The sequence below is a fragment of the Acinetobacter sp. Ag2 genome (assembly GCF_001005515.1).
In the GTDB taxonomy this organism is placed as follows: Bacteria; Pseudomonadota; Gammaproteobacteria; order Pseudomonadales; family Moraxellaceae; genus Acinetobacter; species Acinetobacter bereziniae.
This window is the reverse complement of sequence record NZ_LBNA01000054.1, coordinates 157,172-180,683: the sequence shown is the minus strand read 5'-3', so window position 1 is coordinate 180,683 and position 23,512 is coordinate 157,172. Positions and strand designations below refer to the sequence as shown.

Annotated in this window: 24 protein-coding genes; 5 read left to right on the top strand and 19 right to left on the bottom strand. The window is 37.4% G+C overall.

Annotated elements, in window-relative coordinates; all coding sequences use genetic code 11:
• Positions 1-166 precede the first annotated feature (166 nt).
• Positions 167-1,546 carry a dihydrolipoyl dehydrogenase gene (locus tag AAV97_RS15140; RefSeq protein ID WP_046760971.1) on the bottom strand — a complete coding sequence of 460 codons (1,380 nt, stop codon included), beginning with the start codon at positions 1,544-1,546 and terminating at the stop codon, positions 167-169.
• Positions 1,547-1,689: 143 nt separating this feature from the next.
• Here AAV97_RS15140 and AAV97_RS15135 point away from each other — a divergent pair, with 143 nt between their 5' ends.
• The gene (locus tag AAV97_RS15135) at positions 1,690-3,726 is read left to right on the top strand and encodes an Ig-like domain-containing protein (RefSeq protein WP_046760970.1); all 2,037 of its coding nucleotides are present in this window, start codon (positions 1,690-1,692) and stop codon (positions 3,724-3,726) included.
• A gap of 327 nt (positions 3,727-4,053) precedes the next feature.
• On the opposite strand, the gene AAV97_RS15130 is transcribed toward AAV97_RS15135, so the two are convergent.
• From AAV97_RS15130 to thyA, 4 genes are all read right to left on the bottom strand, one after another.
• A complete protein-coding gene (locus tag AAV97_RS15130) occupies positions 4,054-4,494 on the bottom strand; it encodes an META domain-containing protein (protein ID WP_046760969.1) in 441 nt (146 codons plus the stop codon).
• Between the two features lie 82 nt (positions 4,495-4,576).
• Entirely contained in the window at positions 4,577-5,638 is a 1,062-nt protein-coding gene (locus tag AAV97_RS15125) for a DUF4105 domain-containing protein (protein ID WP_042087501.1), read from the bottom strand.
• A 31-nt stretch (positions 5,639-5,669) separates the two neighbouring features.
• On the bottom strand, positions 5,670-6,182 hold the full coding sequence (locus tag AAV97_RS15120) for a dihydrofolate reductase (protein ID WP_009586372.1): 513 nt from the start codon (positions 6,180-6,182) through the stop codon (positions 5,670-5,672).
• Between the two features lie 79 nt (positions 6,183-6,261).
• Positions 6,262-7,104 (bottom strand): thymidylate synthase, encoded by an 843-nt coding sequence (gene thyA / locus AAV97_RS15115; RefSeq protein ID WP_005033776.1) that lies wholly within the window; start codon positions 7,102-7,104, stop codon positions 6,262-6,264.
• Positions 7,105-7,273: 169 nt separating this feature from the next.
• Between thyA and AAV97_RS15110 the strand changes: the two genes are divergently transcribed.
• Together AAV97_RS15110 and AAV97_RS15105 are read left to right on the top strand one after the other, a co-directional pair.
• The gene (locus tag AAV97_RS15110; protein ID WP_046760968.1) at positions 7,274-8,071 is read left to right on the top strand and encodes a YwqG family protein; all 798 of its coding nucleotides are present in this window, start codon (positions 7,274-7,276) and stop codon (positions 8,069-8,071) included.
• A 403-nt stretch (positions 8,072-8,474) separates the two neighbouring features.
• On the top strand, positions 8,475-9,002 hold the full coding sequence (locus tag AAV97_RS15105) for a hypothetical protein (RefSeq protein ID WP_004830202.1): 528 nt from the start codon (positions 8,475-8,477) through the stop codon (positions 9,000-9,002).
• Positions 9,003-9,350: 348 nt separating this feature from the next.
• Here the strand turns inward: AAV97_RS15105 and AAV97_RS15095 are convergent, their stop codons facing one another.
• Both AAV97_RS15095 and lgt read right to left on the bottom strand, forming a co-directional pair.
• Positions 9,351-9,737, bottom strand: coding sequence for a hypothetical protein (locus AAV97_RS15095; protein WP_046760966.1), 387 nt, complete (start codon positions 9,735-9,737; stop codon positions 9,351-9,353).
• A gap of 86 nt (positions 9,738-9,823) precedes the next feature.
• Entirely contained in the window at positions 9,824-10,642 is an 819-nt protein-coding gene (gene lgt, locus AAV97_RS15090; protein ID WP_042087490.1) for a prolipoprotein diacylglyceryl transferase, read from the bottom strand.
• A 94-nt stretch (positions 10,643-10,736) separates the two neighbouring features.
• On the opposite strand from lgt, the gene AAV97_RS15085 reads away from it, so the two are divergent.
• On the top strand, positions 10,737-11,519 hold the full coding sequence (locus AAV97_RS15085) for an NRDE family protein (protein ID WP_046760965.1): 783 nt from the start codon (positions 10,737-10,739) through the stop codon (positions 11,517-11,519).
• Between the two features lie 49 nt (positions 11,520-11,568).
• On the opposite strand, the gene AAV97_RS15080 is transcribed toward AAV97_RS15085, so the two are convergent.
• From AAV97_RS15080 to tatA, 4 genes are all read right to left on the bottom strand, one after another.
• Positions 11,569-13,734 (bottom strand): PhoX family protein, encoded by a 2,166-nt coding sequence (locus tag AAV97_RS15080; protein ID WP_046760964.1) that lies wholly within the window; start codon positions 13,732-13,734, stop codon positions 11,569-11,571.
• Positions 13,735-14,133: 399 nt separating this feature from the next.
• Positions 14,134-14,916, bottom strand: a complete 783-nt coding sequence (gene tatC / locus AAV97_RS15075) for a twin-arginine translocase subunit TatC (RefSeq protein WP_004830193.1) — start codon at positions 14,914-14,916, stop codon at positions 14,134-14,136.
• Positions 14,913-15,380 carry a Sec-independent protein translocase protein TatB gene (gene tatB, locus AAV97_RS15070; protein ID WP_042087483.1) on the bottom strand — a complete coding sequence of 156 codons (468 nt, stop codon included), beginning with the start codon at positions 15,378-15,380 and terminating at the stop codon, positions 14,913-14,915. The genes tatC and tatB overlap by 4 nt, the downstream gene beginning before the upstream one ends.
• Positions 15,381-15,397: 17 nt before the next feature.
• Positions 15,398-15,622: a Sec-independent protein translocase subunit TatA gene (gene tatA / locus AAV97_RS15065; protein ID WP_004830191.1), complete on the bottom strand. Its 225-nt coding sequence runs from the start codon at positions 15,620-15,622 to the stop codon at positions 15,398-15,400.
• A 173-nt stretch (positions 15,623-15,795) separates the two neighbouring features.
• On the opposite strand from tatA, the gene AAV97_RS15060 reads away from it, so the two are divergent.
• Positions 15,796-16,677, top strand: coding sequence for a permease (locus AAV97_RS15060; protein ID WP_046760963.1), 882 nt, complete (start codon positions 15,796-15,798; stop codon positions 16,675-16,677).
• Between the two features lie 115 nt (positions 16,678-16,792).
• Here the strand turns inward: AAV97_RS15060 and rdgB are convergent, their stop codons facing one another.
• The 8 genes from rdgB to leuA form a co-directional block, all read right to left on the bottom strand.
• Positions 16,793-17,416, bottom strand: a complete 624-nt coding sequence (gene rdgB, locus AAV97_RS15055) for an RdgB/HAM1 family non-canonical purine NTP pyrophosphatase (protein ID WP_009586398.1) — start codon at positions 17,414-17,416, stop codon at positions 16,793-16,795.
• Positions 17,417-17,517: 101 nt separating this feature from the next.
• On the bottom strand, positions 17,518-17,985 hold the full coding sequence (locus AAV97_RS15050; protein ID WP_046760962.1) for a hypothetical protein: 468 nt from the start codon (positions 17,983-17,985) through the stop codon (positions 17,518-17,520).
• Complete coding sequence (locus tag AAV97_RS15045; RefSeq protein WP_046760961.1) at positions 17,982-18,389, bottom strand: DUF4440 domain-containing protein; 408 nt, start codon at positions 18,387-18,389, stop codon at positions 17,982-17,984. Before AAV97_RS15045 ends, AAV97_RS15050 begins: the two co-directional genes overlap by 4 nt.
• Positions 18,390-18,480: 91 nt before the next feature.
• On the bottom strand, positions 18,481-18,858 hold the full coding sequence (locus AAV97_RS15040; protein WP_046760960.1) for a DUF4180 domain-containing protein: 378 nt from the start codon (positions 18,856-18,858) through the stop codon (positions 18,481-18,483).
• 61 nt (positions 18,859-18,919) lie between these two features.
• Positions 18,920-19,516, bottom strand: a complete 597-nt coding sequence (locus AAV97_RS15035; protein ID WP_004830183.1) for a tetratricopeptide repeat protein — start codon at positions 19,514-19,516, stop codon at positions 18,920-18,922.
• Entirely contained in the window at positions 19,513-20,106 is a 594-nt protein-coding gene (metW, locus tag AAV97_RS15030; protein WP_004830182.1) for a methionine biosynthesis protein MetW, read from the bottom strand. Before metW ends, AAV97_RS15035 begins: the two co-directional genes overlap by 4 nt.
• Complete coding sequence (gene metX, locus AAV97_RS15025) at positions 20,106-21,266, bottom strand: homoserine O-succinyltransferase MetX (protein ID WP_009586392.1); 1,161 nt, start codon at positions 21,264-21,266, stop codon at positions 20,106-20,108. The genes metW and metX overlap by 1 nt, the downstream gene beginning before the upstream one ends.
• A 410-nt stretch (positions 21,267-21,676) precedes the next feature.
• Positions 21,677-23,374 (bottom strand): 2-isopropylmalate synthase, encoded by a 1,698-nt coding sequence (leuA, locus tag AAV97_RS15020; protein ID WP_046760959.1) that lies wholly within the window; start codon positions 23,372-23,374, stop codon positions 21,677-21,679.
• Positions 23,375-23,512: the final 138 nt, after the last annotated feature.

Here is a 23,512-nt window from a genome sequence, read left to right as displayed (position 1 = left end):
GCCAGCTTTTAATTCTTAAAACACCCTCAACTAAAATGTTGAGGGTGTTTTTTTATGCGTAAATCAAAGAAAATAATAAAGAAAAGAAAAAGATAGAAATGAGAAAAAATTAAGAATAGAAATAAAAGCGCTACCTTGTGGTAGAGCTTTTAACTGAAAGGAATTTTTATCTCAAATTTAATTGTCGTCTTGCATGTTTTAAAGCTGTTCTTATGCCTTCTTCCAATGTGGGGTGATAGAAAGGCTTGCTTAATATTTCATCGATAGTGAGATCTTCAGCGATCATCCAAGACAGTAAATGTGCCATATGTTCTGCAGATTCAACAAAAAGCTCAGCACCAAGCAACTTTCTGGTTTTTTTATCCACATAAACTTCAATTGCACCTTTATTTTTTCCTAAAACTAATGCTCGCCCTTGTTTTTCATAAGAAACGAATCCTGTAATAAATTCTATATTTGATTTAGACAGTGCAGCATAATTTTGACCGACCATTCCCATTTCAGGGCTACAGAAGACAATACCCAGCGGTGCCAGCGTATTTAAATCTTGAATTTTTGGGAAATTTAAACAGCTTGAAACAACATTCCTCCCTTCATGCGCTGCTTCATGTTGTAATGGCGTTTGTGTAAATGCATCTCCAACAATAAATATTGGAAAATTAGCGAGTTGTTTTGAGTTTTTATGAATAGGTAGATTTTTTAAATCTGAAAATGAAGCATCTATATTTTCTAACGCAAGAGTTGATAAATTTGAACTTCGACCTGTTGCCGTTAAAACATAATCTACCTGTATTGTATTGGTTTCATCATTTTCTATAAATGAAACTGCAACCCCAAGCTCTGTGTCTTCAATTGAGTTGGGTAAAATCTCGAATTTAATATCCAGCTCTTTTGAAAGTGTTGTTTGCGCAATTGCTTGTAAACTTGGGCTGGTCAATACACCAACTTTTTTACTTCTAGCAAAAATAGTCGTATTCACGCCTAAACGATGCATGGCTTGGGCTAATTCAATAGCAATTACGCCACTCCCAATTACTGCAATTGATTTAGGTAGCGTTTTAAGTTCAAAGACTTCATCGGATGTGATGAGTTTATTCCCAATATTCTTTTTCCAATCTTTGTCGTAGGTTGGTGTTGAACCGACAGCCAAAATAAATGACTTTGCTTGATATCGTTGACCATTGACCTCAACTGTATGGGCATTTATAAACTTAGCTTCACCATCAATTTTATGTTTCTCTTCCCAGCTTTCTACATCTTTCAGTGTTGCTCGTGCAAAGCGATCACGTAAATTTTGGACATGTTGCATCACTCGATCTGTATTAATTTCTGATTGAACACTTAAGGCAACTTCATCCGCGTGTTGAATATCATGCATTTGATTGGCTGTTGAAATTAAAACTTTACTTGGCATGCATCCGACTCGAACACAGGTAGTATCCCAAGGTCCTTTGTTAATTATCAATAGGTTGGAGGTATATTTAATTGCTTCTTTATATGCGCTGATGCCTGCTGTTCCTGCACCAATGATAATGATGTCGTACATTGTATAAACCTGATTTTAAATAATAAAAATTACATTAAAAAACATTTTGAAATAGCGTATTTACACATATAAATATCTATGGTTACATAGCACTCAAAATAATCTACAACAATTTTTTGGGGACTCTTACGTTGAGTAAAATTATGGACACTAAGAAGGTTACTGGCAAGTTAAGTGCTATAGCAATTTCAATTTTGTTAGCAAGTTGTGGTGGCGGTGGCGGTTATTATGATGGTAATAATAGCGGCTCAAATAATGGTAATAATGGCGGTGGCACAGAAATAGCTCTGACTTCAGCTGAACTTTTGTCTGTAGGGCAAAGTAAAGCAAGTTTGAATGCTGGAACTGATGATAGTTTAACTTTAACAATTAGGACATTAGATAAGAATGGTGCAATTATTCCAAAGGCTAATGTCAAAATTGAAATTGTTGATGCTGCTAATTCTGGTGCAAGCTTAAGCACCCAGGGAAATTTACCGAGTGATGACAAAGGTATTGTAACAACTAATGTTGTACTGTCAGCGAGTTCAAATTTAAATTTTAAGATGAATCGAACAATTACCATCGTTATTACATCTGGAAAAGTGAAACAAGAACTTACAATACCTGTAAATGGTACAGTTGTAGCGATATCTTCTGATGTTAGTCTACTTGAACAAGACCAAATTGGCACTGTTACTGTAACTGCAGTTGATGCTGCAGGAAAAGCATTGGTTGGTGCAAAAGCTTCACTTGTTAATGCATCGGGTGAAGAGGTTTTTTCAGCTATCCCGACTGATGTCAGTGGAAATGCTATTTTCAAAATACCGTATGTTACTGTTCGAAATTCGACGAATCAAAAGTTGGAGCTAATAGCTAAAATTGCGGTAGAAGGACAAAATCAAACAGTTTCAAATTTACTTTCCTCAGGTGGTATTATTTTAACTGCTAATATTGCCAATAAAGTAATTCAAGCAGTCTCAGATAGTAATCCTGTTGGTGTTGGTGTAAATAAGAATATTACGGTTAAGGTTTCAGCTCTTACACAAACTGAATTGCAAGGGAAGACAGTAAGCTTTGAGACAACAAATGGCACTGTAACTCCAACAGCTGCAATCACAAATATTCGTCAAGAAAATGGGCAGTGGGTTGGTGATGCTACAACTGTTCTAAATGGAGCAATTGCAGCTATCGCGACAATTTCTGCACAGTTTGGCAACAATGTAATTTATATCTCACAACAAGTGAGTGCCGGCGTTCCAAAAACTATTTCAATTCAATCCGAGGCAAGTGTTTTGGCTCCAGGAGCTAATACTAAAGTTATTGCATTGGTAAAGGATCAAAATGGTACACCAATTCCAAACATAAAAGTTAACTTTAAAACTCTGAAAGATACTTCGCTCAGTGGTCGTATTTCTCAGCCATCTGCTATCACCGATTCTGCGGGACGTGCTACAGTTATTTATACTGCTGGTTCTGCTCAAACATTAGGTGGGGGCGTTGAAATTCAGGCTTCAACTGAAAGTGCTGTTGCTCCAGCCCCAGTTTATTCTGAAAACTTATTACTTACAGTTTCTATGCAATCCGCATTTATCACAGTTGCCCATAATGAACAGATTTTAAAAATTGTTGGTGATGATACCAATTATTATAAAGATTTTTCTGCGACTGTAGTTGATACGGCGGGTAATCCTATTCCAAATCAAAAGATTAGTATTTCTTTAGATTTAGACAGTTTTTACAAAGGTGAGTTTAAGTGGGTGCGTGATTATACCTATGGTCAAGATGGTTCTGGAATTTGGGATTGGTATAGTTATCTTGATTGGTCACGTGATTATACAGTTTACGAAAATAAGGTTGCTAAGCGTGTAGTTACTTATGTTCAGTGTCCAAGTACAGAATTCCCAAATCCTATTTCTATCCTGGCAGCGGATGGCTCCATATTGAATACAAAGGGTAGCTTTGTTACTGATTCACAAGGTAAATTTGCATTCAGAATTAGGTACAATCGAAACTATTCAAATTGGTTACGAGTTAATTTAACAGCTTCAACAATTGTATCAACGAAAGATAACAAAACGGCTTTATCTTTTATGCCATCTGTTGCGGAAGATGATGTTGATAATTTAAATGGTAAATATAGACCTGATCGTGTTAGTCCCTATGGAACAGATATTTCTAGCTGTTCAAATTATAAATAGTCTGAATTAATTTAAAAAAACAGCGCTTCTGCGCTGTTTTTTATTTTACGGATGTACCCATACTCACGCCAACAGTGGGTCTTACATTCATTGAACTACATGCAGATAAAAATAGGCAAGAGATTAAGATCAGACCAACAACTTTCATTTAAATATTCTCAATTTTAAATCAGCACTATTGTAAGTCGAATTATTCGTTTGCGTGTGTAGTAAAATTATTGTCTTTATTTTTTACTGATTACTGATTTAAAGTTGGATGAAGCTAAAAAAGCTAAAAGTCTAAATGCTTAAACTTTTAGCCAATCTATGTTATTAGTTTTTTAAAGTTTAAGGTGTCGTAAACTGCAAAACACGATTACCATGTTGATCGACTAACTTTAAGGTCTTGTCATAGACTTGAAAGCCCTGAGCTTTGCTTAATGCTTCAGTATATTGGGTGGCGATTTGCATGCTGCTTGGACAAAGCATTTTGGTCGAAGCCAATTGCCCGATCGTGATATGTTGTCCTTTTAATGCATATTGTCCCATGATGCGATTACAGCCATCACTGCCACTTACACGTAAATCTGAACCAAATTGAATACTGGGAGCCTTACGTGAGCTTGGGTCAGCCTTATATTCTGTTGCACCAATATATGTGAGGGTCCAATTTTTATTTTGCAATAAACTGAGGTTTTGTGCTTGCTGGGTGCTACTTGGTGTTGAGGTACATCCAGTTGCAAAAAGTGTTGATGTTATTATTGTCGCTGCAATAATGGCTTTGAACATAAGTGTTCTCCCTAATCTTGTCATAATTTTATATCAATAGAAATGAAGTATATCACTGGATTAATTTAAACACCGTTACATATTATTTCGCATATTCTTCTGGTAAACCTAAACGGAGAACCTTAGAAAAATTAGCACTATTTTGATATTTAAAATGTGCATATTCATCAGTTCTGGGATTCACATGGGCTTTTTCGTACCATTCATGCATAGACCACTGATGATTTAGAGCACCTAGATCGTACAAATAATTGGGTAAATATCCAGAAGCAATTAAACGATAGTCTGTTGGAAGTTTTTGAGCTGAAATGGCTTGAACCATATCAAAAACCAAAGTTGTGCAGTTGCTGGTTAGGGTGTTATACCATTTTGGATGCTTGGCTAAATCTGCAGATTTAGATAAGTATTCTTCAAATAATGCTTGGCTTTCAGCCTTTGGTAATCGAACAGGGAAAAAATAAACTTGTTCACCTCGGATATTGCTTCGTGTATAGACAATATCTTTTTCATCTGCGGCAATGAGGCTTAGCTCAAACTGTCTAAAGAAACCACCTATCGCAGAAAAACTTTCATTTTTTTCTTTACGAATTTCGATTGAGAAAACTAAAGGTCGTTGATTTGAAAAATTAAAACTCACTAAGGTATGCGCAATTTGTGGTCCCATCCAATATGAGGTGATGATATTTACACCTGTAATATCATCTAAATTATACGTTCGTGTTTCCCATCGCTCATCATATTGATCGGTTGTGCGCCAATCGAAATTTCGAACATTATGAATTGTGACCAGTTGACCTTGCTTTTCATAGCTAAAAATTCTGGAAACTTCAGGACTCCATTCACGGTCTTGTTTAGCGGGGATATTAAAATACCAAACCAAGCTCAGAAGAAATGCAACCAAATAAATCAAACTGTCAATTTTTCGAGTAAATAGATTCTTGGTGAAATAAATTCCAAGAATGCTCAGCGCAAAAATCGCCCATAGGATAATAATAAAATAGCTAAAGATTTGACCTAAAGGTTGTTGAATCCAAATGGCAAGACAAAACCAAATACTCGTCATGACAACAAATAGGCTAAATAAGGAATGGAGTAAACCCATTCCTAATCTGTGTAGCATTGGTTTCGTTTTTAAGCTATCCATAAGCAGCTATTTTTATTAATAAAGTTCAGTGCTATTTTCTATATGTTGCAAATTCAAAAGCAATAGCTGTTTTGTCGTCAACATGTGACTCGCTGGCGACTTTCTTAAATTCTTGAGGAATTTCTGGATAATGTGCATCACCTTGAACATCAAGATCAATATGAGTCAGTTCAAGTCGATCTGTAATATGAATCGTTTGCTTGAAAATTTCACCACCACCAATAATAAAGATGCTGGTTGGTTTTTCTGAAGCCAAAACATCAGGAATGGCTTGTTCCAAAGCAGATTCAATACTGTTGGCTGTTTTTACACCCTCAAACTGCCAATCTGAATCACGTGTAATGACCCAATTTACACGCTTTGGTAGTGCGCGTCCCATTGATTCAAGTGTTTTACGACCCATGACAACCACGCCACCTTGGGTAATTTCTTTGAAATGTTTTAGGTCTGCCGAGATATGCCAAGGAAGATCATTTGCTTTACCAATGCAGTGTTGTTGATCCATGGCAACCACATGAACAATTTCAAAATTTTTAAATGTCATACTTAATCCACTTCGTCATCCATTCCATGATTTTCCTCCTTGAAAAAGGGAGCAAAATCACAAATTGGATTATTAAAAATTACACAGCAACTGGAGCTTTAATCGCAGCATGGGATTCATAACCCACAATTTCAATATCTTCAAATTTGAAATCAAAAATATCTTGAATCGCAGGGTTAAGTTTGAGCTGACATAATGGCAAAGGTTCACGGGTCAATTGTAATTTTGCCTGTTCAAAATGGTTCACATACAAATGTGTATCACCGCCAGTCCAAACAAAGTCTCCTACGCCTAGACCACAAACTTGTGCAATCATATGAGTCAGTAATGCATAACTGGCAATATTGAAAGGAACACCCAAGAAGACATCAGCACTACGTTGATACAGTTGGCAAGACAGTTTTCCATCTTGAACGAAGAACTGAAATAAAGTGTGACATGGCGGTAAAGCAACTTTGCCTGCTTCTTTTGGATTCCAACCTGATACAATTAAGCGACGTGAGTTTGGATTGGTCTTAATTTCATTAATTAACCAACTGATCTGATCAAAACCATCATTTTCAAATAAACCATTTTCTTTTTGAGTTGCCCCAAAATTACGCCATTGATGACCATAAACAGGACCAAGTTCACCTTCAGGACGACCAAAACGGGCAGTTTGTTCCGCAGTAGACCATTCATCCCAAATCGACACTTTATTGTCTTTTAGATATTGAACATTGGTGTCACCTTTTAAGAACCACAATAATTCAATCACGATTGAGCGGAAATGAACTTTTTTAGTGGTAAGTAAAGGGAAGCCCTTAGACAAGTCAAAACGCATTTGATGACCGAATACAGAACGAGTACCTGTACCTGTACGATCACCTTTGTCACCGCCATTGTCTAGGATATGTTGTAGAAGGTCTAAATACGCTTTCATAGAAGTTCCAATTTGGGAAGGGGGATGATACAAATGACAGATTATGTCGCACCATTACCCATTCGTAATACTTTCGAATAGTCTCAGAGTTTATACTAATCTGGCTTTGTTTTTAACAAAGAATATTTTTCTGTTTGTGACTTTAATCGAATATTTAGAGAATTTGAAAATGAGTATAAATTTGAATGAACTTCCAGCTGCTTTACAAGCGTATAAACAACAAATTGCGGCAACTAAAAAAGACAGCATCGAAATATCATTACTGCCTGCTGAGCATTTAGAAATTTGGCAGAGTAAAGTTGGCGGACATCCTTATTTACATTTAGCGCAGCAATATCCGCAAAGCTCAGAAGGTGAAAATTTACAATTATTGGCGCAAATCAATTTTGCTGAATTACCAGAAAATAATATTTATCCCCAGTCTGGGATCTTGCAATTTTTTATCAATCCACATGATGACTTATATGGAATGGATTTTGATGATCAGCAAAAGCAAGATGGTTTTAAAATCATCTTTCATGACAGCGTTGAACATGATTCTGCAAATTTGCAAACAAATTTTCCAAGTTTTGATGGAGATGATATTTATAGCCCGATTGCAGGTCAAGCCGCGATTCAGTTTGAGAAATCTGAAAGTTATATCGATATGAATAACTTTGATTTTGCTGAAAAAGTGACAGACCCTTATGACCGAGATGATGAGGAGGAGTTCTGTGATGAATATACCGAAGTTATTTCAGCGAGTGGGCATCGTTTAGGTGGATACCCATTTTTTACTCAAACTGATCCACGTGAATACAATGAGTCGATTCAAGACTATGTGCTATTACTGCAAATTGATACAGATGATGCAGGTGAAGTAGATATCATGTGGGGTGATTCTGGAGTAGGCAATTTCTTTATCCACCCTGATGATCTTGCCAAAAGAGATTTTTCTAAAGTTGTTTACAATTGGGATTGTTATTAAGTATTTTTTGGTGAGCGACCAAGCTGATGTCCTTTGCATCAGCTTTGAGATAAATAGCGATATTAATGATTTAGTTTTAGCGCCAATAAAAAACAAAAAATGTGACCAAATTGACAGTTTAATATGTTGATTAGATTAAGAAAAAGTTTTACCGCTACAGCTAATAAAATTATTTATGCTTATTTTTTAACCAAACAAACCCTGTCTGTTTTTAAGGTAATCTCAAAAGTTTCAGTAAGTTGAAAGCAGACAAATGAGATTTATTAACACTTACATATTTTTTTACATGTTTTAAGTCTACATTTTAAGATTTGCTGATTAGTATTCATGGCTTGTGAAAAGTTGTTATTGGTTTAAACAAGGTGGTTTGAATCAATTCAAAAGGGCAGTTTGAGGACAGTACATGATTTACGACCACAATGTTAATATGAATGAATACGTGAATCCCACGGTTCATATTCAGATTCGATCGGAAAATCAAAATAATAATTTTCGACCAGAAGAATACCTAAAAAGCAAAGCCTTTGAAAATTTTAAAAATCAAACTGAAGCGTTCAAGAAAGAAAGTTTAATCGATATTGGTAAATTCACCGAAAAACTCGTTAGCATGTCACGAAGCACTACAGCACATCGTTGTGCAAGATATGTGCGGATTGCATTAGAGTCAGCAGGTGCCCGTTTTTCTGATCATCCTGTAGCAGCATCAGATTGGGGTTCAACTCTGACAGAAATTGGTTATAAACAAATCCGCCCAGATTTTGATAATCCGCAAGAAGGTGATATTTATATCATCAACAGTACAAGCCGTCATCGCTATGGGCATATCGCCGGCTTTACAGGTACACAATGGGTTTCTGATTTCAGACAACGTAGTTATGATGTTTATAAAGATCCCAATGTGACATATGAATATTATCGTCTTGAAGCTTAGTTGATTCGCCCACTTTTCTCAAAATACCCAATGCAGTAAAACCCACCGCTTGAATTGATATCCATAATTTATGCGATGGTGGCAATAAAAACAAAATCAGCAACAAAGCGAAAATTGGGAAAATAGAAAAAAGAATTTTAAATCCCTGAGCATATGGATGTGTTGTGGAAAGTTTTAAGTGCAATTGGAACAAAATATGAATCAATACGCCCAATAATAAGCACACGACTGTGAAAATAGGGCTTAACTTTTCAATTGAAGCGCAATAATAAATGAGTGCACAGGTCAAAACTGAGCTGATTAATTTAATTTCACGTGTGCAACGTGAGGAATACCAAAAATCTAACATTATTTTGATACTTGCTGTGGAGTGTTTTTATTGAGTAATGACAACGGGGAAAAAATACATACTGCCAAAACCATAAAGCCGATGCCTTGTGCGCCCGGAATTAAAATTTCACCCTGATTCATATTTTTGAAAATCAAGACCAAGAGCAAAGCTAAGGGAATCCATGTCAATAAACGATAGAATAGTCCAGTTGGATTTTTCGCAGCAAAATGAATTTTACAGTAACGACAGATCAAAAAAATAAGTCCTGTGCCTGCAAAAAGCAAAATATTATCGATAGTTAAAGGTTGATACCAATATAATCCAATACTGAGTATTGCGGATAAGATGAAGAAAATTAATTTCTTGGTGATTGAGACTTTAGGATCAAACCAAAATTCAAGCATAGTAATTTCATTAAAATTGGACCTTTCTAATTTAGCATAAAAAAGGTGAAGCATCGCTTCACCTTTTAAAACTTAAACATAAATGCTTAAGTGTTTTTTTGTGGACCCCAATCAAAGATTTTCTTTTGGTACGCATACCAAATCAGCCATAACCCCGCAAGGATCATTGGAAATGAAAGGATTTGACCTTTGGTCATCCAACCAAACAAGATATAGCCCTGATCTGCATCTGGTTCGCGGAAAAATTCCATAAAGAAACGCGCACAACCATAACCCATTAAGAAGATTGCAGAAACTGCATAACGTGGACGAGGTTTGGCACTGTAGAACCAAAGAATAAGGAACAGCAATAAACCTTCACATAATGCTTGATAAATTTGTGAAGGATGGCGAACTAAATGTAATGGGTCAGTTGGAAAAATCATCCCTAAGGCAAAGTTAGGATCAGAGACTTGACGTCCATACAATTCACCACCAATAAAATTACCAATACGACCAAACATTAAGCCTGTTGGTACACAAGGTGCAATAAAATCAAGTGTTTCAAACCAAGTCTTTTTATACTTATGACACCATAACAGCATGGCAATCATTACCCCAAGGAATCCACCATGGAAACTCATACCGCCTGTCCAAACTTTAAAAAGCCAGATTGGGTCTGCTAAGAATTTATCAAACTCATAGAATAAGACATAGCCAATACGACCACCCAAGACGACACCAAGTGCACCATAGAATACTAGATCGGAAACCATTTCGGCATTCCAGTGATCGCGTTGTTTGGCACGGTAGTTGGCAAGTCCCCAGGCACATAAAAATGCCAAAAGGTACATGAGTCCATACCAATGAACTTTGACTGGACCCAGTGATATTGCAACCGGGTCAATATTCGGGTAGGTGAGCATTCCTAATCCTTGATTTTCTATTTTGCACAGATTTTAGCTGAAAGATATTAAAAATGTTGTACATTCAATGTGTAAACTTCATGGAATGTGCTTTATGTGTATTGTGGCGTTGGCTTGGCAGGTTTTAGATGACTTACCTGTATGTTTGATCTCCAATCGCGATGAATTCTATCATCGTCCGAGTACTCAATTACAACAGTGGTCAGAACACGGAATAATTGCAGGACAAGATTTACAGTCGGGTGGAACATGGATGGGCGTTACTCCACAGGGGCGATGGGCGATTGTGACCAATTATCGCGATGGAGCAGATAAACAGACTTATCCCACCACGCGCGGAGATTTGGTTCAAAATTTTTTAAAATCTGAGCAAACACCTATCCGTTTTGCCCAAGCACTTGAACAACGGCAGCGAGACTATGCGGGTTTTAATCTATTTGTAGGTGATCAACATCAAGCTGTGTATATGAGTAATCGTGGTGAAGCCCCACAAGTTTTATCGCAAGGCGTATTTGTGGTTTCCAATGGATTGATGTCTGATGATTGGGAGAAAACCAAGCATTTGCGTAAACGATTTACCCAAGAATTTTTACCTATGCTACAAGTCACTTCTATTCTTGAATCAGATTTACAGCATGCAGTTTGGGATATTTTGGAGGATGAGCGCAAAGTTATTCCAGATTTACTTCCAAATACAGGGATCAATGCAGAGATGGAAGCATTATTGTCTTCAACATTTATACAAAGTCCAGTCTATGGCACACGTTGTTCAAATTTTTTAAGAATTGGTCTCTCAGCGCTGGACTGGATTGAAAAAACGCAACAAGGTGAGCATTTGGGGGAACTGGTCGAAATTAAGTGTAATATTGAAAGATAAAAAGCCATGCAAAACTAAAGCTGCATGGCTTTAAAAGCATAATACTTATTTAACCTGCAATCACACCACCATCTTTGCGTGTGATCACGACGGTTGCTGAACGTGGACGAGCAACTTTATTATTCGCATCCTTTTGTGATGCAGGCCAGTGACTTGAAGGTTTATCAAAGCTTGGTGAGTCTTCACCAGGATGTTGAACATTGATGAAAATCGCTTTGTAGTCCGGTGTCATGGTCACACCCGTAATTTCACATTGTTTCGGACCTGTAAGGAAACGACGCAGATTCTCATCGGTCACTTGCTTGCCAACAATGGTTTCTTGTCCCGCTGAGGTAATAGCTTTTGCACCATCACCGACTTTACCTGGCAATGCGGCAAGCATCATACAGTTGGTTGTATCTGTATAGGCACCATCATCGGTTTGAATCCAAAGAACACCACGAGGGTCAAACCACATGCCATCTGGTGAAGACAAATCATTATTATCATTCAACGCAGAAAGGTTAATGTTGCTCGCCATTTTTGCTTCAGCGCCAAATAGATAAATATCCCAAGTGAAGCTTTCTGCTGTGGTTTTATTATCTTTCTCATGGAAGCGGATAATATGACCATTGACGTTGCCTTTACCGCCTTCAGGATCACTATAGTTTCTCGGGTTGGCGGCATCTAAAGCATGTGTTGTACCACGATTTGAGTTGTTCGTAAGCGTGACATAGACCTCACCATTTTCAGGATTTACTGCAACCCATTCTGGACGATCCATTTTAGTCGCTTTGACGGCATCACCAGCAAGTCGTGCAAATGTTGTGACATCCGCTTGAGATTTAAATGGATACACCGTATTGGTATCATTTAAACCATTTTTTCCATATGCCAACTCAATCCATTTGCCCGTACCATCATTGTTGAACTGCGCTACATAAAGTTTGCCACTGTTCATATACTTATCACCAGCGCGATAACCGCCATTGACATCTTTGGCATCCCATTTGGCATCCGATACGAATTTATAAATGTATTCGCCACGTGAATCATCACCCATATAGAAAGTCAAATTTTCGCCTTCGATTAAACGACTGGCACGACAATCCTCATGCGCAAAACGACCTAATGATGTCCGTTTTACTGGGTTTGAACGACTATCAAATGGGTCAATTTCTACGATCCAACCAAAAGTATTGGCACTGTTACGATAATCTTTGTCAGCAGTCTCTGCGGTAATAGACGAATTCCAACGATCATATAAATCTTGACTTTCGATTGCACCAATTGCTGTTTCCCAGCCATAACGAGAACTTGCACCATCTTTTAAGCCATAGCGATTGAGTGCAATGATTTCTGAAGCAGTCCGCTTTGTATCATCCCCTTTGTTGCGTACAAAATAACCAATGAAGTTTTCTTCTGTGGTGAGGTAGGTTCCCCATGGTGTATAACCATTACCACAGTTGTTATGCGTACCACGTGTTTGCTTTGCCGACGGTGAATATTTGGTTTTAATTAAATCTGAACCTGCAACAATGCCCGCAAAATCCATCACTGTAGATGCGGTAATACGGCGATTAAATGGTGAACTTTTAACAATATCCACTTTTTGAGAACTTGCATCTTTTTTTAATTCGATAATGGATACGCCGTGTGCGTTCATTTCACGAATAACTTCATCTTCTGGACGACGACCATTGACTCTTGTTGCACCTTTAGGATGTAAAAAAGTTTGGTTGATGTATTCATGGTTCATTACCAGTAAACCACTATTTGATGCTTTTGCATCATATTTAGCTGTATTGGAATTTAAACCAAAATAGCTCATCCCATCATGACAATCCCCTGATCGTGCAGTGAAACTTACACCTGAAGGAACGTTGTTGTCATCCCATTCAGCAAGGTTTTGTGTCAGTGGATCTCCGAGTGCATAAAGCACTGTAGCTTCGTAGCCTGCTGGAACAGTAACGATATCATTCAGATTTTTTGCAACAGGTGTAAAGCTGAGTTTTTCTGGTTTTTTTACCGAACTATCTGTATTTGAAGGGTTGTTATCGTCATCATTACAACCTGTCAAGCTAGATGCTAAAGCTAATGCTGCTGCACCACTGGCTGTTTTGGTAATTAAACTACGACGAGAAATCCGTTGTTCTAAAATGTCACGGAAATGAATGTTATTCGAAGTATTGTTATCTAACTCTTGATCTTCATGATATGGCGTGAGGTCTGTCATAAGATTCCCTATGGCTTTAACTTTAGATGAAATGTGATTTTGATTCAGCTTAAAAACATAGCGAACTAATATGTAAACTCTCTTACTTTTATATTTAATATTGGTTAAATTTAATATTAATTTAAGAAGGTAATAGGAATGTCACAAAGAGATAAATGTTGAGTAATTTGTTGTTAATTTATACATCAAATTTATGATCTATATTTAATAGTGAGAATTTATTCGGTGTAAAATATTAATATTCACTAAGTTTTAATCAAATTATTTTAAATATGAGTAATAAAAATTAGGTGATTTATCTTTTAATTGTTGAGGGGGAGATGGTCAGAGAAATTTTGAGAATAAAAAAATGGCTTTTAAAAGCCATTTGAGTGTTGAATATTTTCTTATTTTTATGATTTAGACATCTGCAGTTTTGCGCTTTTCGATCATTTTACCGAGTAACAAGCCGAGTTCAAATAACATCCACATTGGAATGGCTAACATAATCATTGATATTGCGTCTGGTGGAGTAATAAACATCGAGACAAAGAAGCAGCCGACCACAATAAAACGACGTTTTTCAGCCAATGTCTTCGTGGTTACGAAGCCAATAAGAATCAAAACTAAAGTAATAATTGGAATTTCAAAGGTTAGACCAAAGACCAAGAACAGCTTTAAGCAGAAACTTAGATAGCTATTAATATCCGTCATCGGTGCAACTGTTTCAGGAGAGACGCTGATGAAAAAGTGTAAAATTGAGGGTAAAGCAACGAAATAAGCAAATGCGATACCCGAATAAAACAGAATAATGCTGCCAAATAAGAGTGGAAATGCTAGATTCTTTTCTTTTTCGTACAGTGCTGGTTTAATAAATGCCCAAAGTTGATAAATAATAAAGGGCATAGCGAGCATCAGTGCAATAAAAAAATTCAACTTAAATGGTGCCATAAATGTTGCAGTGACATCCGTTGCAATCATGGTTGATGTTGCAGGCAATTGCTTTCTTAATGGTTCTGATAGAGCAATATAAGTTTTATTGGCAAAAGGCAATAAACAAAAAAAGATCAGAATCAATGCACCCACAATTTTAAATAGATGCTTACGCAACACCATGAGATGTTGTGTAATCGGCATTGCATCTAAAGGGGGACGTTCTGTCGATGCGCTGTCTTGTACCTGAGGCGCGAGTGAATCCGTCATACGGCTACCTTAAGTTGTGGTGTTGTGACCATCTCGATGGGAACAATTTGTGGAGCTGGCATCATGCAACTTTGCTGATTTAATCCATGATTTAACATATAAATAGAAGGAACCTGAGTATCTAGTTTATAGTAATGGTATGTTGCTAAAAGATTTTTTTGACCTAGCTGTTCAGCATGGGTTTCTTGTTCTATCGCAATTTTTTGTTGTTGTAGCTCTTGCATCTGAGCTTGCATTTTTTGTTCAAGTTCTTGAATCTTCTGCATCTCTTGCTGCATTTGCTCTCTAAACTCAGAAAGACGTAACTCACGATCGATATCATTTTGGACACTTGTGATCGCCCGTTTAAATTTACTGTACCATTTGGCAGCAAAACGAGCAGCTTCAGGAAGCTTATCGGGTCCCAATACCAAAAGCGCAATGATCCCGAAAACTAACAGTTCTGAAAATCCAACATCTAACATGATCTACGCCTCACCGATTAGTGTTTTACAGTAGAGTTCACATCAGTATTGGTCGTTTGATGCTCTAATGTACGAGTTTCAGTGATTGAAGCTTGGGTCGCTTCTTCATCTTTGATTGATTTCTTAAAATCTTTTACTGCACCGCCAACGTCTTTACCTAAATTTTTCAGTTTCGATGTACCAAATAGTAAAATCACCACGATTGCAAAAATAAGTACATGCCAAATCGATAATCCAGCCATAGTTTTAACTCCTATTTTATTTAGAGCTATAACAACAGTTATCCGTGACAGAAAAGTGACATTAATATTTCAATTTAAAGACAGAAAATATTTTTGAAATATTTTGCGATGTTAAACACTATCGATTTTGGAAAGTGCTAGTATGATCATGATTTGAGAATAAGGGGTATATTGTGGCTTTGTTATTTCCAGTTCTGTCATTTATTTGTGGGTTAATACTGGCGAATAGCAAATTTTCAATGAATTTAAAGACGATGATGTCTTTATTGCTGGCACGTGTCTTTATCCCGATTGTCATCATCTACAATATGGTTTTTTATAAATCGGGCAGTATTGCTTTAATTCTATTTGCCTTTTTCTCGTGCTTTATCCTTTTCTTTGTTTACTTAAAACGCTCGAAAGATCGTTTGGCATCGCTATGTTTTAGTTATACCAATATGGCATGGTTAGGCTTTCCAATCGCTTTAGCAATTTTTGGTGCTGAGCATAGTATGGCCATGATTCCGCTTTATATCGGTGTTTCGATTTTTGGCAACTCATGGGCTGTGACCTCTGTAAGCTCAGCGTCTCAATCTAAAGTATTACTGTTTAAAAAAGTGCTTCAATCACCGCCCGTGATTGCTTTAATCATTGCAGGACTTTTACGTTGTTTTGAGGTACAACACTTTCAAACCCAGCAATGGGTAGATTGGATATATAACGCCTCTAAGTGGAGTATGAGCTTTACCGGGATGTGTGTATTGGGGATGTGGTTAAGAAAAACCAAAGTGCATGTGGACGACTTATTGATCAGTGCTCGACTGGCAATACTGAAACTGTTTTGTGGGATGATCTTATGTAGCTTGGCGTATTTCTTTTTACCAGTTCCACAAATTCATGACTATATCGGTGTGATGTTCTTACTATTTTGTTTACCTCCAGCTGCCAATATTGTGGCTTTAGAAACGCACTATCAAGGAACGGGTATTTCAGCAAAGTATATTGCTTCAGGAACAATAGTCAGTTGTGTGATATGTGTCTTATATGGTGTGTTGATTCATTTTTTATCGTTCTAATTCTTTATTTTTGTTAATTTGGAAGGCTTTGAAAAGCCTCATGATTTCTTTGTGCGCCTATAAATTTTATTCCTCCCTCATTTTAAAGTAGGGGAGGAATTTTCAAAGGTAATTTTTATTTCAAACTGGCTTTAAATAATTGCATCGCTTGACCACGATGACTTATTTTATTTTTGTCTTGTTTGCTCATTTCTGCACTAGAAATCCCCAGCTCTGGTAACCAGAACAGTGGATCATAACCAAAACCATTTTCACCACGGGCTTGTTCTAGCACCTCACCTTGCCAGATACCTTGGAAAATCTGTGGTAAAGGATCATCCGCATGCTCAACTAATGCTAATACACAGACAAACATGGCTTCGATCACTTGATTCTCTTTTCGCAACGGTTTGAGGTTTTCGAGTAGTTTTGCATTATTTGCTGCATCATCGCCGTGTTCACCTGCATAACGTGCTGAGTAAATTCCTGGCGCACCACCTAATACAGGAACACAAATCCCAGAATCATCTGCAATTGCAGGTTTGCCTGAAATACGGCTGGCATGACGTGCTTTGATAATTGCATTTTCAATAAAGCTTAAGCCATCTTCAATCGCATCTTCGATATTCAACTGACCTTGAGGAATCACGTCAACAGGTAAAGCCAATTCAGCAAACAGTTTTTCAAACTCAGCAATTTTGCCTTTATTATTACTGGCAAGTACCAGAGTTCCTTGGGATAACCAATCTTTAGATGACATGATCCAAACTCAGAAAGTTAAAATGATGCTATTTTAACTGAATCAGTGAATTAAAATGTGGCTAAATTTGATGATTAGCGCTGTTTTGCGCGAGGAGGGATTTAATAGTCTAGCGCTTGCTTAAGCTCAACGATGTCATCATTACGCATCAGCCCTGAGCTTAGATTGAGTTTTTGGATACTTTGGTCTTTCATGATCAAGCGTAAATAATAATGACGATCCAAGAATGTTTTTTTGAGTTCTATTTGAGCAATATCACGCAACAAAACTTCTTTCTTAATGACACTTCTGCCTTTGAATTCGATGGTTCGGATTTTATCCTGAGTCAAAACCAGAATAGGGGATTGATTTTTAAATAGTAAAACTGCTTTTCGACTCAAGAAATATGAAAAACTTGCCAATAATGCAATGACAAAAATTAAATAAAGACTTTTAACACCATTCTTAAATTCAAACAGTTCAATAATGAGAAGTAGGGTAGCGTACCAAAATGGGCAGGCAAAAATACCAGTAAAAATTGCCAGTGGAAGCATTTGACGATGTGAAGCATAATATTTTTTCTTATTCATATTTTTCCATGTATAGAAGAATCTGACTCAGCGGACAAATGCAAAAGCGTACCTTGATGAAAAATCATTTGCCATACTTGCTGATCATTCATTACCCAGATCGAAGCACGTAAAGCTGAATTGTATTTTACTTGAGTATTGGTATCGACTTGATAGCTGAGGTAAGTCAACAAAGCACTATGAGCAGAGAGTTGCTGTAGTTCGAAGTCTTGTGCATGAATCATATCTGTGTCCAGATCATTTAAAAGTGCTTCAAGCATTTGGCTTTTTTTTATGATCCGACCTGATTTAGTGATTTCTTTGAAATCGGGGTGCAAGCGCTGATCCAATATTTTATGGTTCCGTCGCTCAGAATGATGTAATTGGCATTCAAATTGGATTAATTGAGCGAGCGTTTCTTGCATTATGTTGAACTCCTATTGAAATATTTAAAAGTCTGATAATCAGTGCTGATTGAAATGAGCCTTGTTATGCACGAAGTGTTAGCCACTTAAACTAGTTTTTTAATTCTTGTTTGAGTTTATGTTCCAATTCAGCATAGTTTTCTATAAACCAGCATGCCTTTCCATGATTTGATTCATAAACAAAATCTGTGAGTACCTTAATGTTATGGGTATATTTTTCAATATTTCCTACAAAGGCTAAACGGATTTTATAATTGACAAATTTTTGGATGAATTCGCCTGCAATTCTATTTTTCAATTGAAAAAAGCACTTTTCTATAGATGTTACAGGCAATGCAATCAGCGCTATATTTTCAGCAAATGCCAAACTCAACAGGTCATTGATATTATGCAATGAATACGTTGTAGCCTCATTTTGAGGAATAATTAAAATTCGTGTGTTATGAAAATGTTGAACCATATGTGTCATTTGTATCTACTCGTTGTTGCATAAAAAAAGCACCCGAAGGTGCTTTAAAATATTTTCAAGCTTATTGAGCTTGAATCCATTGATCTGCACGTTGTGTTGCAGTACGAATTTGATCTTGAGTCAAGTTTGCAGCCAAAGCCGTTTTTTTACTTTGAGACATATTGATCACTTTATTGTCTAACATGCCATCGCGTGTAGAAAGTTCATACCATTGGTACGCACCCATATAGTTTTTCTTTTGTTCTTCCATGACTGCAAGGTTAAAGCTCGCACGGTTGTCACCGTGGCTTGCTGCCTTTTCAAAGTATTGGCGTGCAGATGTTTCATTTTTAGCAACACCTAAACCGTCAGCATACATACGACCTACATTTAACTGAGCTGCAGAAATACCTTGGTCAGCTGCCGCTTTAAACCATGTAAATGCTTGTTTAAGATCTTTAGATACACCACCAGTACCGGCTTGGAAATGTGTTGCTAAATAAAATTGTGCTGCTGGTTGTCCAGCTTTCGCTGCTTTTTGTAAATCTGAAACATTCATATGTGCATACTGAGCTGCCATCGCTGAAACAGATTGTTGTTGCTGCGGTACATAGTCCGCATGGGCTTGAATACTGAGCAGCCCAAAAAATAATGTACTGCCTAATAATAATTTCTTCATAGAGCGCTCACTCGATAAATAGCGACTTCGCCGAACAAATTTGGGACAGCTTTACTTAAAAAGCTCCCTTGTTGGTTCCCATTTACAGCGAGTCGATCAATAATTTGAATCTGATTTTCAGCACATAAGGCTTCAAAATCGCGAAAAGTGCATAAGTGGATATTAGGTGTATTGTACCACATATACGGTAAGGCATCAGAAACAGGCATCTTTCCTTTCAGCGCAAGGAATGAACGTGTCTTCCAATACGCAAAATTAGGAAACGTAATAATTGCTTGTTTCCCCACACGCACCATATCGCGCAGAAGCACATCAGGTGCATCTACAGCTTGCAAAGCTTGTGCCATTACGACGTAGTCAAAAGACTGGTCAGCAAAGCGTCCCAAACCGAGGTTTAAGTCTTGTTGTATAATATTTAACCCTTTGCTGACCGCAATTGCAATCTTTTCTTGATCAATTTCTAATCCATAAGCATGAATTTGCTGTTTTTTGCTCATTTGTGACAATAATTCACCATCGCCACAACCTAAATCGAGCACACTTGCACCAGGATTGATCCATTTTTCAGCCAATTGTTGGTCAATACGCATTACAAAGCCTCCTTAGGTGTTGAATTGAGGTGTTCAGTACCACCTAAAAATGCACGTAAGGATTTGACGTACAATGGAATTGGGAACAGAAAAGAATCATGCCCCTGTTCAGCATCAATATCTAAGTAGCTCACTGGTTTTTGATTGGTAATCAAGGCATTGACGATTTCTTGAGAGCGTTCTGGGCTAAAACGCCAATCCGTGGTAAATGACACCACTAAAAAGCGACATTTGGTATTGGACAAAGCTTTGGTTAAAGATTGTTGGTACTCACGTGAAGGATCAAAATAATCCAAGGCTTTGGTCATGATCAAATAAGTATTGGCATCAAAGTTACGACTGAATTGTTCACCTTGATAACGTAAATAGCTTTCGACTTGGAACTCTACATCAAAACCATACATAAATTTGCCAGATTTTAAATCACGACCAAATTTCTGTTTCATGGCTTCTTCTGAAAGATAGGTAATGTGTCCAACCATACGCGCCAAAATTAAGCCACGCTTTGGATAACTATCTAACTCCAGATAACGACCATTGTGAAAATCAGGATCAGACAAAATGGACTGACGAGCAACTTCGTTAAATGCAATATTTTGTGCTGAAAGTTTAGGTGCACTGGCAATAATGACGCATTTCTGTAAACGGTCAGGATAATCAACAGACCATTGTAAAGCTTGCATGCCACCCAATGAGCCACCAATAATTGAATACCAAACTTGGATTCCTAAACGATCAGAGAGAAGTGCTTGAGTTTTTACCCAGTCACGCACAGTCACTAAAGGAAAGTCAGGACCATATGGGCGATTTTCATTTTCAGGGTTAGGCGATGTCGGTCCTGTTGAACCACTACAACCACCAATATTATTTAAGGCGACCACAAAGAATTTTGAGGTATCAATGGCTTTTCCAGGTCCAATACATGCATCCCACCAGCCAGCTTTTTTATCATCGTCATGATGGTAACCCGCAGCATGATGATGTCCTGAAAGTGCATGACAAATGAGAATGGCATTTGATTTGTCAGCATTCAACTCACCATACGTTTCCACCATGATTTCATAGCGTGGCAACACTCGACCACATTCAAGTTCTAACGGTTCTTCGAATTCAAACTTTTGTGGAGTCACAAGCCCCACTGAATCAGCTGGAAAAGACACTGGAAATATTCACCTTAAAATTTTAGGTAGCAGAATAAATTGATGTTACTCACAACGACATCATCATTATTGCGAATAAACGAATGATACGAAAGTCATTTTTCAACTGCACATGACTTTAGTCTAGGTTTAACCACTAGGTTTTAATGCCTTAAATGATGATCATTCAGCCAATACTTTAATTTTGCTCAAATTTTATTGCACAATTAATGACAATATCAAAAAACATATTTTGTGAATAGTTGCTGATCGATATTGAGTTGATCCAAATCGCATTTAGATGAAATGAATGGTCAAAGCACTTTTAACTTATCCCTGCGTCATGATGTGTAATATCAATCAATATCAATAGATAAAAGAAAGGATACCACTCAGGGGTATCCTTTCTAAAGTCATTTAATTGATATAGCTTATACAGCAGCTGCGATCACTTGATCTGTGCTGAGTACCCCTTGATCAATTAAACGATTGGTCGCTGCAATTATTGCCTCAATAGATGAAGTCACAATGTTGTCATGTACACCAGCACCAAATGCTGACTTACCTGTGCCTTGAACTTGAAGTTCAATTAATGCCAAGGCTTTGGCATGTGCACCAGAGCTGATACTACGTTCTTCATAGTTCAAAACATCAATTGGTAATTGAAGTGCATTTAAAATCGCTGAAATTGGACCATTGCCTTCACCACGTAAACGCTGACTTTCTCCATTCACGACTACCTCAAGCTCAATGACCTGATTGCCATTTTCGTCTGAAAGTCTGTAGTTTTTCGCTGAATAATGAGCATCTTTTGCAGAAACATAAGTGTCTTTAAACAAAGTCCATATTTGCTGCGCTGAAACTTCGACACCTTCTTCATCGGCAACTTGCTGAACAATTTGCGAGAATTCAATTTGCAAGCGACGTGGTAATACAACGTTGTAGTTTGATTCTAATAAGTATGCAATACCGCCTTTACCCGACTGTGAGTTGACTCGGATAACCGCATCATAATCACGACCTAAGTCTTTAGGGTCGATCGGTAAATAAGGCATATCCCAAATTTCTTCGTCTTTTTGGAACTCAAAGCCTTTTTTAATTGCATCTTGGTGTGAGCCAGAGAATGCAGTAAAGACTAAATCGCCTGCATATGGGTGTCGTGGATGGACTGGTAAACCTGTACATTCTTCAATAGTGGCGATAATTTCATTAATATTAGAAAAATCTAATTCGCAAGCAACGCCTTGGGTATACATATTCAAGGCAATTGCAGCAACGTCAACATTACCTGTACGTTCGCCGTTTCCAAATACACAACCTTCGACCCGATCAGCACCTGCCATGATCGCCAATTCAGACGCAGCAATACCACATCCACGGTCATTGTGGCAGTGTACAGAAATGATCACTCCATCACGACGGGCTAAATTACGATGCATCCATTCAATTTGATCTGCGTAGACATGAGGACCAGATACTTCCACAGTCGCAGGCAAGTTTAAAATAACTTTATTGTTCGGAGCTGCTTCCCAAATTTCGGTTACGGCATCACAGACATCTTTTGCGACTTCTAATTCAGTCGCAGTAAAGCATTCTGGGCTGTATTGAAAAATGAATTCGGTTTCAGGCTGTTTTGCAGCATATTCTTTAACTTTGGTTGCAGCATTGATTGCCAATTGTTTGGCACCATTCACATCGACATTCAACACTTTCTTACGGAAGGTTGGCGAGTTTGAGTTATAGATGTGAACAATAGCACGTTTAGCCCCTTGCAATGATTCAAAGGTACGTGCAATCAAGTGATCACGAGCTTGTACTAAAACTTCGATATAGACGTCATCTGGAATATGACCTTCCTCAATCAATTTGCGTGTGAAATCAAAATCAATCTGAGATGCTGAAGGAAAACCAATTTCAATATGTTTAAAGCCAATTTTGACCAACATTTGGAACATTTTGAATTTCTGTTCAATGTTCATCGGTTCAAAAATTGCTTGGTTACCATCACGGAGGTCGGTACTCATCCAAATAGGCGCTTTATTGATTTCGTTGTTTGGCCACTGACGGTCAGGCAAGTCTACACGCTGGTACATGCGACGGTATTTTTTACTTGGATCAGCCAACATCATGAGGGAACTCCTTGTGTAGTTGTCGTTGCTCGCTTCTTGGGTAAAGGCAACTTACTACCGATATAGATTGTGTCTATCTGTTCAATTTACAAGTATTTTTATGGTGAAAATAATGTAAATTTCAAAAAATTATACGTG